Raw genomic sequence first — 14,986 nt, 5'->3', positions numbered from 1 at the left:
AATGGCGAAGGACATCGTTTTCGACGTACGTGCGCGTGAGGCCATCCTCCGCGGCGTGAACATCCTGGCCGACGCGGTCAAGGTCACCCTGGGCCCCAAGGGCCGCAATGTCGTCATCGAGAAGAGCTTCGGCTCCCCCACCATCACCAAGGACGGTGTGACGGTGGCCAAGGAGATCGAGCTCGAGAACAAGTTCGAGAACATGGGCGCGCAGATGGTGAAGGAGGTCGCCTCGAAGACCTCTGACGTGGCCGGCGACGGCACCACCACCGCGACCGTGCTGGCGCAGGCCATCTTCCGCGAGGGCGCGAAGCTGGTGGCCGCCGGTCACAACCCGATGGACATCAAGCGCGGCATCGACAAGGCCGTGGCGACCATCGTGGCCGAGCTGAAGAAGCTGGCCAAGCCGACCAAGGACAAGAAGGAGATCGCCCAGGTCGGCACCATCTCCGCCAACGGCGACGCCACCATTGGCCAGATCATCGCGGACGCGATGGAGAAGGTCGGCAAGGAGGGCGTCATCACGGTGGAGGAGGCCAAGGGCCTGGACACCACCCTGGACGTCGTCGAAGGCATGCAGTTCGACCGCGGCTACCTCTCCCCGTACTTCGTGACGGATCCGGACCGGATGGAGGTTGTCCTCAACGATCCGTACATCCTCATCCACGAGAAGAAGATCTCGTCGATGAAGGACCTGCTGCCGATCCTCGAGCAGGTGGCTCGTGGCGGCAAGCCGCTGCTGATCATCGCCGAGGAAGTCGAGGGCGAGGCCCTGGCCACCCTGGTGGTGAACAAGATCCGGGGCGTGCTGAGCGTGGCGGCCGTGAAGGCGCCGGGCTTCGGTGACCGCCGCAAGGCCATGCTCGAGGACATCGCCACCCTGACGGGCGGCCGGATGATCGCCGAGGACCTCGGCATCAAGCTGGAGACCCTGACGCTGGCCGACCTGGGCCGCGCCAAGCGCATCACGATCGACAAGGACAACACCACGATCGTGGACGGCGCCGGTGCGCAGAAGGACATCGAGGCTCGCGTGAAGCAGATCCGCGGCCAGATCGCCGAGACGACCAGCGACTACGACCGCGAGAAGCTCCAGGAGCGCCTGGCCAAGCTCGTGGGCGGCGTGGCCGTCATCAACGTGGGCGCTGCCACCGAGACCGAGATGAAGGAGAAGAAGGCTCGCGTGGAGGACGCGCTCAACGCGACCCGCGCGGCCGTCGAGGAGGGCGTGGTGCCCGGCGGCGGCGTGGCCTACCTGCGCTGCGTCAAGGCGCTGGACTCGATCAAGGTGGACGAGGGCGAGAAGTTCGGCGTGGAGATCATCCGCCGCTCCGTCGAGGAGCCCCTGCGCCAGATCGTCGGCAACGGTGGCCTCGAGGGCAGCGTGGTGGCGAACAAGGTCAAGGAGGGCACTGGCTCGTTCGGCTTCAACGCCGCGACCGGCGTCTACGAGGACCTGCTGGCCGCGGGCGTGATCGACCCGGCCAAGGTGAGCCGCACGGCGCTGCAGAACGCGGCCTCCGTGTCCTCGCTCATGCTGACCACCGAGGCGATGGTGGCCGAGCGTCCGAAGGCGGACGACGACAAGGCCGCTCCCGGCGCCGGTGGCATGGGCGGCATGGGTGGCATGGGCGGCATGGGCATGTAGTTGCCCCCTCCCTCGGCGCCCCGAACGCCAGGGTGAGCACGGCCTCCGGTTCCCTCGTGGAGCCGGGGGCCGTTTGCTTTTCTGGCCTCGGTGGCGCGCGTCCCTCCTCCCCCTTAAGTTGGAGGGACGACAATCAGGAGGATTCCGTGAAGCCTGTGAAGATCTACACGACCAACTACTGCGGCTACTGCGTCCGGGCGAAGGACCTGCTCAAGCGCAAGGGCGTCACCTATGAGGAGGTGGACGTCACCGGGAACGATGAGGCTCGCGAGAAGCTGGTGGAGATGAGCAGTGGCCAGCGCACGGTGCCGCAGATCTTCATCGGCGACACGCATGTGGGCGGCTACTCGGACCTGGCGGCGCTGGACCGCGACGGCAAGCTGGACCCCATGCTCCAGAACTGAGCAGGCGGGCAGGCAGGCTGCCTCAGGGCTGCCGCTGCGTGAATAGGTTCCTGGAACCACAGGAATTTCACGCGGAGGCAGCCAGATGGCCGGCGAAGAGCAGCAGACGGGGACTCGGGACGAGCACTACAACCTGATCAGCGTGCTGTACCACCTGCTCGAGGGCGCGGCGACCGTGGAGCAGTACATCCGGGATGCCCAGCAGGCGGGTGACGAGGAGCTGGTCCAGTTCTTCCGGGACTGGCAGGACGAGCAGCGCAACTTCTCCGAGCGCGCGAAGAACCTGCTCAGCGGCCGGATGGTCCACGCGGGAGCCCGTATCAGCCAGCGCAAGAAGGGCCTGGCGCACGGCATCGAGGCCCGGAACAAGCAGGACCTGCGCGACGTCACCAACGCCAACGTGCGCTCCGGCGGCGGAGAGAAGGACGATCTCGTGGACGAGCAGTCCATGGAGTCCTTCCCCGCGAGCGACGCATCCGCGAAGTACTGAGCAGGTCCGTCAGGCAGCCCCCTCGGCGCGGACTTTTTCCAAACCTGTCCAACAAGCAGACAGGTTCGGAAAGGTCCCGCCCGAGAGGGGGACCCTCGGGATGCGGGAGAGAACCTGGGCCCTCCTCGCTCCGCACCGTCCGGCTGGATTCCACGGGGCGGATGGTCTTCACTCACCTGCCGTGAAACGTGCCGATCTTTCGCTCGTGGGTGCGGTCCTGATGCTGGCCCTCGTGGGTTCGGCGTGCGGGTCCGCGTACAAGGTCCAGCGCGCAGTCCCCGCGGAGCTGTCCGCGTCCGCGGTGGTGGTGTACCCGTTCCTCTTCCGGTGGCCGGAGCCCGCCTACCGCTCCTTCGAGCTCTCGGAGCGGCTGCTGGACGTGGCCCTGGCCGAGGCCGGTGAGCGGGCCTTCTTCTTTGGCCCCTCGGAGTTCAAGGTCTACCGTCCAGAGGACGACAACGCCTGGGCGGCCAGCAACGCCGTCACGCTGCTGCCTCCCTACGGAGTCCGCCCCGAGCAGGCCCTGGTGCTGCGAGCCTGGGCCGAGCGGCGCATCCAGTCCGCGCAGGGCGAGGTGCTCGATGCCAAGGGCCGCGCGGTGGGCCAGAACACGGTGGAGGAGACCACCTACCTGGGCCACGTGGAGGTGCTGCACCCCTCCACCCATCAGCGCGTCCTGGAAATCTCGGGCGAGGCCAAGGCCGACCCGTTCGCCGAGCACCCCGACGACGGCGCGGACTCCGCGCCAGAGCTCACCCGCCTCATGGAGAACCTCACCCGCGAGGCGCTCCGGGGCCTGGAGGATCAGCTGCACGCGCCCCGAGAGCCCTCCCCTGCCCTGGCCCGGGTGGCGCTCGTCCCCTGGCAGGCCTTCGAGTATTCCGAGGAGGGCCGGCCAGCCCACGTCGCGGCACTCGCGACGATGGACCCGCTGGATGCCGAATTGCTCCGCCAGCAACGCTTGCGTTTCGCCAATCCTGCACTGGAGACAAGCCTGCTGGATCGAATGGCTCGATTGCCCGCGGGATTGTACGTCCTGTCCGCACCCGAGACGGGCAAGCTGGCTCCGGGCGACGTCATCCTGCAGTTCGATGGACAACCCGCGCTGCCTCAAGTGCTGGCGCGGGCCCGGTTGGCGCCCGTGCCGGTGCAAGCCCAGGTGCAGCGAGCGAGCGGAGGAACTGCTCGGATTCTCCTGCCTTGAGTTTGTTTGACTTGCCCCTCACGTCCAAAGCCCCCTAAACAGGGCGCACCCAGAGTTACCGGGTTGCTGTTCTCTGCCCGGGGTTGAAGGCGAGCACCATGACTGAAAAGCCCGAAGTCACCCAATCCGTCCTGACGGAAGCCGAAGCCCGCCCCGTGCGCATCCAGGTGCGCGAGTGGTCGGTCGAGGTCTCCTCGGGGCCGGACAAGGGCAAGAAGATCACCACCCAGGATTCGCTGGTGCGCGTGGGCTCGGATGCCGCGAGTGATCTCGTCCTCACCGACCCCACCGTCAGCCGCCGTCACCTGGAGATCGAGCGCACCGCCAAGGGGCTGGTGCTGAGGGATCTCGGCAGCCGCAACGGCACGTACCTGGACGGGCGGCAGATCATCCAGGTGGTGCTGCAGTCCGGCGACAAGGTGCAGCTGGGCAAGACGAAGCTGTCCGTCAAGCCAGACACCCGTACCACTGAGGTGGAGGTGCCCTCGGGGGCGGACGCGTTCGGCTCGCTGGTGGGCGCCTCGGAGCGCATGCGGCTGGTGTTCGCGGATCTGCGCCGCATCGCCCGCGAGGACATGAACCTGCTGATTGAAGGCGAGACGGGCACTGGCAAGGAGCTGGCGGCGCGCGCGGTGCACCAGCACTCGGCGCGGCGGCACGGCCCCTTCAAAGTGGTCGACTGCAACCTCATCACCGAGGAGAAGGCGGAGCGCGAGCTGTTCGGCTCCATGCGCGCGGCGGATGACGAGGAGAAGGGCGTGCGCGGCGTCTTCGAGGCGGCCCAAGGCGGCACGCTCTTCCTGGACGAGGTGGGCGAGCTGCCCCTGCCCCTGCAGCCCAAGCTGCTGCGCGTGCTGGAGACGCGCGAGGTGCCCACGCTGAACGGCGGCGCGGTGCCGGTGAACGTGCGCGTCATTGCCTCCACGCACCGCAACCTGGAGGAGGACGTGCGCCAGGGCCGCTTCCGGGCGGACCTGTACTTCCGGCTCGCGGTGGCCCGCGTGCGCCTGCCGCCCCTGCGCACCCGCCGCGAGGACATCCCGGTGCTGGCCCACTCGCTCTTGCAGGCGCTCAAGGCCAACTTCGAGCTCACCTCGCAGACGCTGGCGCTCTTCGAGGGCTATGACTGGCCGGGCAACGTGCGCGAGCTGCGCAACGTGCTGGAGCGCGGCGCCCTCATGCAGGAGACGGGCAACACCAGCTGGCTGGACTTCATGGCCCAGCCCCAGCGCAAGCCCGAGGCCGGCTCGCTGCCGCCGACCAGCGTGGGCGCCCTGGTGGTGGGCATGAACTACCACGAGGCCAAGGACCGCGTGCTCGCGGACTTCGAGCGCTTCTACTTCGCCGAGATCATGAAGGAAGTGGGCTTCGACATGAAGGCCGCCGAGCAGCGCACCGGCCTGTCCATGCAGAGCCTCTATCGCCTGTTGAAGAAGAACGGGCTGCGTCTCAAGGACCTCAAGAACGCCGAGGGCCTCGAGAAGTAAGCGCCGCATCACTCCCACCGGAGGGGAAACCACACATGTTGCGCCGTCTTGCCATTGCCTCGGTCGTATTCACCGCCGCCTGCGCGGGCCAGAAGGCCGCCGGACCGGCCGCCGCCGCTTCTGTTCAGGAGCGGATGCGCATCACCAACCAGCCCGTCTTCGACGTGGCGCTCTGCCACCCGCGCCAGCTCAGCCTGCCCCAGCCGGCCAACCAGGCCTCCCTGGTGGGCGCGCTCATCTCCACCCGGCCCCAGGTGATGGAGTGTCTGGTGGATCCCAAGGACCGCGGCCCCGCGGGCACCACCAAGGTCACGGTGAAGACGCACATCACCGACGCGGAGGCCACCCACTCCATCGTGGGAGAGAACCTCTCCCCCGATGGCCAGAAGTGCATCCAGGACGCGGTGAACAAGGCCGTCCCCATCCAGCCGCTGACAGCCAAGGGCGCCCAGCCGGTGGACGCGCAGGCGGAGTTCATCCACGAGCTGAACAACAGCCCCGCCATCACCTTTGGCATCAACGAGGGCTCGGACTTTTCCGGCGAGGTCCGGCTCGCGCAAGAGCAATGGTGTGACTGCTACGCGTCGTACGCCACCCAGGCGCCGCCGGTGCTCACGGCGAAGATCACCCTGAAGAAGGCCTCGCCGACGGCCGCCGACATCACCTTCGAGCCGAGCGGCAGCACCGAGGGCGAGCAACTGGCCGCCTGCCTGAAGTCGAAGATGACCGCGCTGCCGGCGAAGCTGACCTCGGACGAGCTGACCTTCCCGCACCGCTTCGTGCACTTCCACTCGCTGGCCACCGAGGCGGCGACGAACCTGCCGCCCGAGCTGCGTTTCTACCAGCTGGAGCTGGTGCGCGGTCAGCGCTCGGCCAGCACGGCCATCGCCCTGGGCGTCCGAGCCAACGCGGCCGAGGCGTATGACGCCATCGTCACCGAGTACAAGAAGAACCCCAGCAAGAACTGGGGCATGGTGCAGGACCTGAAGGACAAGTGCGCCGCGCTGGTGAAGGCCGCGGACGAGTGGATCGCCGCCATCGAGTCCCAGCAGGCCTCCGAGCAGCAGACGGTTTCGCTCGTCCAGGAGCTGAAGGCCAAGGACGACGGCTGGACCAACGTGGAGACGGCCAGCCAGGCCGCGCTCGCCAACACGCAGAAGGACCTGGAGACGGCGAAGCAGCGCCGCGCGGCCGACGAGGCCGCCTGCCCCAAGGAGAGCAAGGGCAAGAAGTAGCCCCTCGGGGCTGAACGGGGCTCCGCCATGAGCTGGCGGGGCCTCGAATGCAAAAGGCGCGGGACCCGCTCTGGGACCCGCGCCTTTTTTCATGCGAACGGGGTGAGCCCCCGAGGGACTCAGGCCGCCGAGGCGTTGTCGTTGGCGGCGCTGGCCTGGCTGATCTTCACGCTCACCAGCTTGGAGATGCCCGGCTCCTGCATCGTCACGCCGTACAGCGTGTTCGCCACCTCCATGGTCCGCTTGTTGTGGGTGATGAGGATGAACTGGGACTGCCGGCTCATCTCCTTCACCATCTCGTTGTAGCGGCCCACGTTGCCCTCATCCAGCGGCGCGTCCACCTCGTCCAGGAGGCAGAAGGGCGTCGGCTTGATGAGGAAGATGCCGAAGATGAGCGCCACCGCGGTGAGCGCCTTCTCACCACCGGACAGCAGGTTGACGCTCTGCAGCTTCTTGCCAGGCGGCTGGGCGACGATCTCCACGCCCTGTTCGGCGCCCGGGCCCTCGTTGGTGAGGATCAGGCTGGCACGCCCGCCGCCGAACAGCCGCGGGTACACGGCCTGGAACTTCTCGTTCACCACGTCGAACGTCTGCTTGAAGCGCTCGCGGCTCGTCGCGTCGATGCGGTTGATGGCCTCCTTGAGCTGCTCCAGCGTGGCCGTCAGGTCCTTCTTCTGCGCCGCCAGGAAGTCGTAGCGCTTGGTCAGCTCCGCGTGCTCGTCGATGGCCGTGAGGTTGATCTCCCCCATCTTCTCCACCTGGGCTCGCAGATCCTTCAGCTCCTCCTGCGTCTCCGGCGCCAGCGGCGCCAGCAGGTGGTAGTTGTGCAGCTCGTGCGCCAGCTCCACCTGGTGCCGCTCGCGGATGCCAGCGGCCAGGTGCTCCAGCTCCAGGGCGATCTCCCGCTCCTTCAGCGAGATCTGCGACAGGCCCTGCATCAGCTCGTCCAGCCGGCCGCGCAGCTCGCGGAACTGGGTGTCCTGCTCGCGCACCTCGGCGGAGACCGCCACATGCCCCGCGCGGCGCCCCGCCAGCGTCTCGGCCGCCGCCAGGTGCTCCTCGGCCCGCTTCGTCCGAGCCGCCTCCGTCTCCTCGATCTTCCGCCGCAGCTCGTCCGTGCGCGCGGTGCCCTCACCCACCGTCACCTGCAGGCGGTGGATGCGCTCCTCCATCTCCTTGCGCTGCGAGATGAGGCTCTCCAGCTCCTTGCGGGCCGACTCGCCGCGCTCGCTGCCAGCGGCCACCTTGATGCGCAGGGCCATCAGCTGCGCGGACGCCGCGTCCGCGCGCTGCTTGAGCGATTCCAGCTCGGCCGAGAGCTGCTTCACGCGCTCCTCACGGCCCTCGCGATCCGCCTGACCGTGAGCCACCTCGCCGCGGCTGTTCTCCTCCTCATGCACCAGCGCTCCGTGCGCGTGGGCGAACTGCGCCTCCTCCGCGTCCACCGAGGCCAGCCGCTCGCGCACCCGGGCCAGGTCCTCGCTGGCCTTGTGCAGATCCTTCTCCTGGCTGGCCAGGTTCAGCTCCTCGGCGTGCTGGTTCTTCGCCAGCCCCTTGAGGACGCTCTCCGTCTGACCCATCTGCTTCTGCAGCGTGTAGTGCCGGGTGAGGATCTCGTTGTAACGCTCCTCCACCCGAGCCACCTCGCCCGCCAGCTCGGCGATCTCGCGCTTCTTCTGCAGGGCGCCCACGGCTGCGCCCTCGCGCTCACCGCCGGTGAGGGTGCCGTCCGCGCGCACCACCTCGCCCTCCACGGTGACGAGGGTGCACTGCGGGCCACCCGCCGCCGCGTAGGCCCGCGCCGTGGCCAGATCCTGGACGATGATCACGTCCCCGAGCAGCAACCGCACCACCGGCTGGAGCGACTCCTCGCACTTCACCTCGGCGTAGGCGCTCCCGAGCACCCCGGGACGGCTGAAGTCCGGCTCCACCACGGGCGGCACGCCGTCGAGCATCGGCACCGGCAGAAAGCTGCCGCGGCCCTCGGAGGCCGTCTTCAGGTACTCCACCAGCTCGAAGCCCTTCTCCCGGCTCTCGACGATGACGTGCTGGAGCCGCTCGCCCAGCACCGCCTCCACCGCGCGCTCGAAGCGCGGCGGCGCGGTAATGACATCCGCCACCAGACCGAAGATGCCCTGCTCGCGGAACTGCTGGCCGGCACGAGACATCACCGCGCGCACGCCGCGATCGAAGCCCTCGTAGTTCTTCTGCAGCTCCTCCAGAGAGGAGAGCCGACTGCGCTTATCTGCCAGCTCCTCACGGAGGCTGATGACCTGGATCTCGCTCTCGGTGAACTCGGCGCGGGTGCGCTCCAGGGCCTCTTCCTCGTGCGTCTTGCGCTCGGCCAGCTCCAGCGCGTTGTGGCGGCTGTCCTCCACCATCTGGAGCACCTGGCTCCGGGCGCGATCCAGCTCCTGCTCCTGGTTCCGCAAGGCCTCGGCCTCGACGCGGTTCTTCTCGCGGCGGGCCTCCATGTCCGTGCGCTGGCGGGCCAGGTTGACGAGGTTGGACTCGTGGTTGGCCAGGCGCGCGGCCACGGCCACCAGCCCGGCCCGCTCCTGCTCCAAGCGCAGGGCCACCTCCGTCTGCAACTGCGTGGCGCGGCGCTGCTCCTCCTGCGCCACCTGCATGGCCACTTCATCTTCCTTCCACGCCCCGGCGATGCCCGACAGCTCCGCCTCGCGAGCGGCCATGGTGTCGGCCACCTCGGACTGGCGAGCCAGCAGGATGTGCAGCTCGCCCTCGGCGGTGGCCACGCGAGCGCTCGTCTCCTCTAGATCCTTACGCCAGTAGGCCAGATCCTGCTCGTCGCGCTGCACGGCGCTCTCGAGCGCGTGGACTTCACCGGCCAGCTTCTGCAGGGCGGCGGACTCGGACTCCAGCTCGGTGCGGCGGCGGGTGATGCCCTCCTCCAGCTCGCGCACGCGGTCCAGGTTCGCGCGCTCCTCCGAGCTCAGGCTCTCCAGCCGGGCCTGGAGCACCTTCTTCTCCGCGTGCAGTTCCAGGTAGCGGTGCGAGGCCGCATGCAGATCGATGTCCCGCATTCGCGCCTTGAGCTTCTTGTACTTCTCGGCCTTCTTCGCCTGGCGGGTCAGCGTGTCGAGCCGCTTCTCCAGCTCGTTGGTGATGTCCGTGACGCGCAGGAGGTTGGCGTCGGTGGCCTCCATCTTCCGCTCGGCCGCCTTGCGCCGCGTCTTGTACTTCGTGATGCCGGCAGCCTCCTCGATGATGGAGCGCCGATCCTCCGGCTTGCTCGAGACGATGAGGCCCACGCGGCCCTGCTCGATGATGGAGTAGGCCTTGGTACCCACGCCGGTGCCCAGCAGCAGCTCGGTGATGTCGAGCAGACGGCAGGCGGCCTTGTTGATGAGGTACTCGGAGTCGCCGTTGCGGAACAGGCGGCGGGTGACGGTGATCTCGGGGAAGCCCTGGTACTGGGGCGCCAGCTGATCCGCCTCCTCGATGGTGAAGGTGAGCGACACCTCCGCCATGGACAGCGGCGGCTTGTTCTCCGAGCCGTTGAAGATGACGTCCTCCATGCCTCGGCCCCGGAGGTTCTTGGCGCTCTGCTCGCCCATGGCCCAGCGGATGGCGTCCACCACGTTGGACTTGCCGCAGCCATTCGGGCCGACGATGCCCGTCACTCCGTCATCGAAACTGAAGACGCTGCGCTCCATGAAGGACTTGAAGCCGGTGATGTCCAGGCGCTTGATTCGCATCCAACGGGCTCCTGTAGGGCTTGGTGCGCGAGAGGCGTGAAATCGCTCCAAGGCCGAAAAATCGGCCCCGGAATGTGGTCAGGAGTATCAGTCACTCGTGACACGATCAAGCGTGACCATGCACCGTGTGACCCTACATTTCGAAAGCAGCCAAGTACCGTCAGGGTCGAAACGGTAAGGGGTTGAAAAGTGAGAGATGCACCCTACCTTCACGGTGATCTTTCTGGAGGAAGCCTACGCACGCGCCCTTACTCGTCCTCTCGGTCCTCGTAGGAGCAGCGCCCGCAGGTCTACCCGAGCGGTCTGACATGCCCTCAGCCGGGGCCCCCTGCCCCAACCCGTACTTCCCTCTGGAGGACGGGCTGAAATTGACCTACCGGGCGGGATCCTCCGAGCTGCTGATCTCCACCCGGGAGGTGACACCCACACCGGAAGGACAGAAGGGACTCCTGGCGGTGGATCTCAAGGGCCGCAGCGGCCAAACGGAGGCCTTCTGTACCTCGGAGGGAGTGCGCACGGGGCTCGGCGGCCTGGAGGGCACGCTGCTGTCCGCTTCCGGGATGCAGGTGGAAGTCGTCGCCGCCGAAGGCGTGGCCGTTCCAGCCCCAGCGAACATGGTGCCGGGCGCCAGTTGGCGCAATTCGCTGTCGGTGAAGATGCAGCCACCCGCAGGGTCAAAGATGCCGGCCGGGATGGTGTTCGCCAGCACGTTCGACAAGGAGGCGACCGTCGTTGGTGAGGAAGAGGTGACGGTCGGCGCGGGCACCTTCAAGGCGCTGAAGGTGAAGAACATGACGACGGCGCGGGCCCACCGCTCCGGCTCCCCTGGGCGCTCCATCGAGAGCTACATCTGGTTCGCTCCCGGGGTGGGCATCGTGAAGGTGGCCACCGGGGGGAACACGGATCTGGAGTTGCTCAAGGTGGAGCGGCCGGCGACGGCCACCACGGAGCCGGCGACGGTGAAGAAGAAGGGCTCGAAGAAGCTCTGATCAGCGCTCCGAGCGTCTCCAGGGAAGCCGGTAGAGAGGCTCCGTGTCGGAGACGCGGAGGGAGGCGGTGAGCTCGCCCGGCTCGAAGCGGCACAAGGCGGTGACGTGCCAGAACGCACTGCCGAGAGTTCCCGAGGAACGGTATCGGCCCTCGGGAGTGAAGGCCACCCAGCCTTCATCGAGGGAGAGGAAGACCCCGAGGCACTCGCCCGTGTCGACGTTCCACAGGCGCACCGTGGAGTCCTCGGAGCCCGTGGCGAGCAGGGCTCCATCCGGAGAGAAGGCCACGCTCAGGACGCCTTGAGCATGTCCTCGGAGTATGTGCCGCTCGGCGCCCGTGGCCGCGTCCCACAAACGCACCGTGGAGTCATCGGCCCCCGTGGCGAGCAGAGCGCCGTCCGGCGAGAAACTCACGCTCCAGACGCTGCATGCATGCCCTCGGAGCACGCAGCGCTCCTCCTCCGTGTCGACGTTCCACAGCCGCACGGTGGCGTCCTCGCACCCCGTGGCCAGCGTGGCCCCGTCCGGGGAGAAACTCACGCTCCAGACACCGCACGCGAGCCCCTGGAGCACGCGGCGCTCGGTCCCGGTGGCCACATCCCACAAGCGCACCGTAGCGTCCTCGGAGCCCGAGGCCAGCGTGCCCCCGTCCGGCGAGAAGCACACGCTCCAGACACGTCGGGCATGCCCCGAGAGGATGCCACGCTCGGTCCCGGTGGCCACCTCCCACAGCCGCACCGTCGTGTCAGCGCAGCCCGCGGCGAGCGTGGCCCCATCCGGAGAGAAAGCCACACTGCCGACGCGTCGAGCCGGCCCTGCGAAGACGCCCCGCCTGGCGACCCCGGCCACGTCCCACAGGCGCACCGCAGAGTCCGCCGAGCCCGTGGCCAATGTGGCCCCATCCGGCGAGAAACACACGCTCCACACGCGCTGAGAGTGCCCTTTGAGCACACGGCGCTCCTTCGCCTCGGCCACGTTCCACAGGCGCACCGAGGAGTCCTCGCAGCCCACGGCGAGCAGGGACCCATCCGGAGAGAAGGCCACACTCATGACACGTTGGACATGCCCCTGGAGCACGCGCCGCTCAGCCCTGGTGGCCACATCCCACAGCCGCACGGTGGTGTCCTCGGAGCCCGAGGCCAGCGTGGCTCCATCCTGAGAGAAGAACACGCTCGTGACGCCTTGGGCATGCCCTTGGTGCACGCTCCGCTCGGCCCCCGTGTCGGCGTTCCACAGGCGCACCGTGCAGTCCTCGGACCCCGTGGCCAGGGAAGCTCCGTCCGGTGAGAAGGACACGCTCGTGACGCGCTGGGCATGCCCTCGAAGCACGCGCCACTCAGCCCCGGTGGCCACATCCCACAGCCGCACCGTGGCGTCCGACGAACCCGTGGCGAGTGTGGCGCCGTCCGGACAGAAGGACACGCTCCAGACACCTTGAGCGTGTCCTCGAAAGACACAGCGCTCAGCGCCCGTGGCCACGTCCCACAGTCTCGCCGTGGAATCTTCGGAACCCGTGGCCAGCGTGGCCCCATCCGGCGAGAAGCACACACTCGAGACGCGTTGCTCCTGGGTTGGCAGCACGCGGCGTTCGGTGCCCGTGGCCGCGTCCCACAGCCTCACCGTGGCATCCGCGGAGCCCGTGGCGAGCGTGCCCCCGTCCGGCGAATAGGCCACGCTCGAGACACCTCGAGCGTGCCCTCGGAGCACGCGGCGCTCGGTGCCAGCGACCACGTCCCACAGCCGCGCCGTGGTGTCCGACGAGCCCGTGGCGAGCGTGTCCCCGTCCGGGGAGAAGAGCACGCTCGAGACGGGACCTTCGTGGCCCTTGAGAATGCGCAACAGGCTCGAGGCCTCCACGTCCCAGAGATGGATCGCCAGACCGTGAGCGGAAGCCAGCAACCTCCCATCCGGACTCATCGCCACGCTCTGACAGGGGAAGTCCGAGGACACCATGGGCTTGGCCTGAAGCGCCTCGGGCATGGCCGCGCCGAACAGCGCCTGCTTGCCGAGCCTCTCGAGCGCCCCCGGGTCGAAGCGGGCGCCCCCCAGTTTGGCCTGACGCAGGTTGGCACCCACAAGGTTCGCTCCGGTGACGACCGCTCCTCTTAGGCAGGCGCGGCTGAGATCCGCCCCACCCAGATCAGCCCCCGTGAGCGTGGCCTGAGAGAGGTCCGCACGCTGCGCCAAAGCCCTGGCCAGGATTGCTCCTCGCAAATCCGTGCCCACCAGCGTCGTGTTCCTGAGGCTCGCACCCGTGAGGTTCGCATACCCGAGGTACTTCCCGGAGAGATCCTGGCCGCTCAGGTTCCTCCCCTCGAGCGGCCTCCCGAGCGGCGCCGGGACTCCGAGCCGCTCCAACATCAACACAGCATTGAAATGGAGCGGGATCGACACCACCTCGCGGATCATCCGCCAGGCCCATCGCTCCGCATCGTCGCGCCCCGCGAGCCCCCAGATGAAGTCCGCCATCAACGGCTCCAGCTTCCGCTTCGCGAGTGCCTTCACCTCTCCTCCATGCCGAAGCTCCTGGGCCAGGGCCTTGGCCACCAGCCAATCCAAGACCGACGGGTGGAGGAACGAGAAAGTGTGAACTTCGTCCCGCACCAGGAAGGTCCCCGAGCCGATCTGGTGGTGAACCTCCTCGATGGGGATGGGGACCTCGCCCAGCTCCGCCACCATCGCGCACAGGTCGGCGGGGAGCATCAGGATGCCGAGGTTCCACTCATTCCGAGTCCAGAGGCGCATCGCCAGGTCGGTGACGGCGTTCCAGCGCTGTCTCAGATCGAGCCCCGGGAGCCCTCCCGGAGGGTGTGCCCGATCGACCTCGTGCTGGAGCCACCGGGTCAGGAGCAGCTCGTACAGGCTGGAGACGGTGATCCCCGGGGCGCTCACCCGGGCTGCCATCAGCTTCTCTTCGGGGATGTCCGCGATGAACCCAAGCATGCGCGGGTTCTCCGCCAGCCCCAGTAGATCCTTCACCCGGGTGAGCAGCTCCAGACGGCGAGCCGCCTTCGCAGTGTCTCCGAGCCGCTTCTCCAGGAAGGCGCGGATCTGCTCAGGGGTGAAGCGCTGGAGCCTGATCCTCCGATAGCCTTGCTGGGAGCTGAGCTGCTCCCCGAGCGCACGTTTCACCTGCTGTTCCGAGGAGAAGTGCTGGGCGCGGCAGGTGATGACAATCCGGGCCTTGCCCCGAGCCGCCTGGAGCAGGGTGGAGAAATACTCGGCCGCGCGCGCGTAGCTGCCTCGGAGGTCCAGTTCGTCGAAGCCGTCGAGCAGCAGTGCGATCCGCCCCTCTGCGAGGAGACGATGGAAGGTGGGGAGTTCGCTCCGAGTCATGCCCGCCCTGGCCAGGAGCTGGGCCACGAGCGAATCCAGCTCCGGGGCTGTTTCGAGCGTCCGGGCCTCCACAAGCACCGGAATGGGCCCTCCGGCCTGGGCCATCCGACGGGCCAGCTCACGGAGCAGGACCGACTTGCCGGTGCCAGACTCCCCGAGCACCAGAATGAAGTGGGGCTCCGGCTCCGCCAAAAGGGCCGAGAGATCCCCCAGGACATTGGCCGTGAGGACTTCAGCGGAGTCCAAATGAAGCACGGCACGCTGGGTTACATAGTGCTCGGGTGGGTCGACGGGCCCCGCGGCCCCGGTGCCCACCTTGCCCCGAGCGAGCACCGCCTCAAGCCCGTCCATCAGCGCAGTGATGAGCACATCGTCCGAGCGAGTCCCCACTTCACGCTCCTTGCACGGCCTGGAACCCCTAGCCTGTCGCGAGCGGTGCCCTGGGAGTCAAGGGCCCCCAACACCTGGGAGCCG

The 14,986-nt window shown here is 68.0% G+C and carries 9 protein-coding genes; 7 read left to right on the top strand and 2 right to left on the bottom strand.

Annotated elements, in window-relative coordinates; translation table 11 throughout:
• Position 1 precedes the first annotated feature (1 nt).
• From groL to KY501_RS35940, 6 genes are all read left to right on the top strand, one after another.
• Entirely contained in the window at positions 2–1,648 is a 1,647-nt protein-coding gene (gene groL / locus KY501_RS35965) for a chaperonin GroEL (RefSeq protein ID WP_224368359.1), read from the top strand.
• A gap of 146 nt (positions 1,649–1,794) precedes the next feature.
• Positions 1,795–2,052: a glutaredoxin 3 gene (gene grxC / locus KY501_RS35960; protein WP_224368357.1), complete on the top strand. Its 258-nt coding sequence runs from the start codon at positions 1,795–1,797 to the stop codon at positions 2,050–2,052.
• Between the two features lie 85 nt (positions 2,053–2,137).
• Positions 2,138–2,542, top strand: coding sequence for a hypothetical protein (locus tag KY501_RS35955; RefSeq protein ID WP_224368355.1), 405 nt, complete (start codon positions 2,138–2,140; stop codon positions 2,540–2,542).
• Positions 2,543–2,762: 220 nt separating this feature from the next.
• Positions 2,763–3,746 (top strand): hypothetical protein, encoded by a 984-nt coding sequence (locus KY501_RS35950; RefSeq protein WP_224368353.1) that lies wholly within the window; start codon positions 2,763–2,765, stop codon positions 3,744–3,746.
• A gap of 98 nt (positions 3,747–3,844) precedes the next feature.
• Complete coding sequence (locus KY501_RS35945) at positions 3,845–5,233, top strand: FHA and sigma-54 interaction domain-containing protein (protein WP_224368351.1); 1,389 nt, start codon at positions 3,845–3,847, stop codon at positions 5,231–5,233.
• Between the two features lie 35 nt (positions 5,234–5,268).
• Positions 5,269–6,468, top strand: coding sequence for a hypothetical protein (locus KY501_RS35940; protein ID WP_224368349.1), 1,200 nt, complete (start codon positions 5,269–5,271; stop codon positions 6,466–6,468).
• A gap of 119 nt (positions 6,469–6,587) precedes the next feature.
• On the opposite strand, the gene smc is transcribed toward KY501_RS35940, so the two are convergent.
• On the bottom strand, positions 6,588–10,187 hold the full coding sequence (gene smc / locus KY501_RS35935) for a chromosome segregation protein SMC (protein WP_224368347.1): 3,600 nt from the start codon (positions 10,185–10,187) through the stop codon (positions 6,588–6,590).
• A 308-nt stretch (positions 10,188–10,495) separates the two neighbouring features.
• On the opposite strand from smc, the gene KY501_RS35930 reads away from it, so the two are divergent.
• Positions 10,496–11,176, top strand: a complete 681-nt coding sequence (locus tag KY501_RS35930; RefSeq protein WP_224368345.1) for a TapB family protein — start codon at positions 10,496–10,498, stop codon at positions 11,174–11,176.
• Here the strand turns inward: KY501_RS35930 and KY501_RS35925 are convergent, their stop codons facing one another.
• A complete protein-coding gene (locus KY501_RS35925; protein ID WP_224368343.1) occupies positions 11,177–14,902 on the bottom strand; it encodes an NACHT and WD40 repeat domain-containing protein in 3,726 nt (1,241 codons plus the stop codon).
• Between the last annotated feature and the right edge of the window lie 84 nt (positions 14,903–14,986).

Source organism: Hyalangium versicolor (assembly GCF_020103695.1).
Classification (GTDB): Bacteria; Myxococcota; Myxococcia; order Myxococcales; family Myxococcaceae; genus Hyalangium; species Hyalangium versicolor.
The sequence above is the reverse complement of the archived record's forward strand: the minus strand, read 5'-3'. Positions and strand labels throughout refer to the sequence as shown.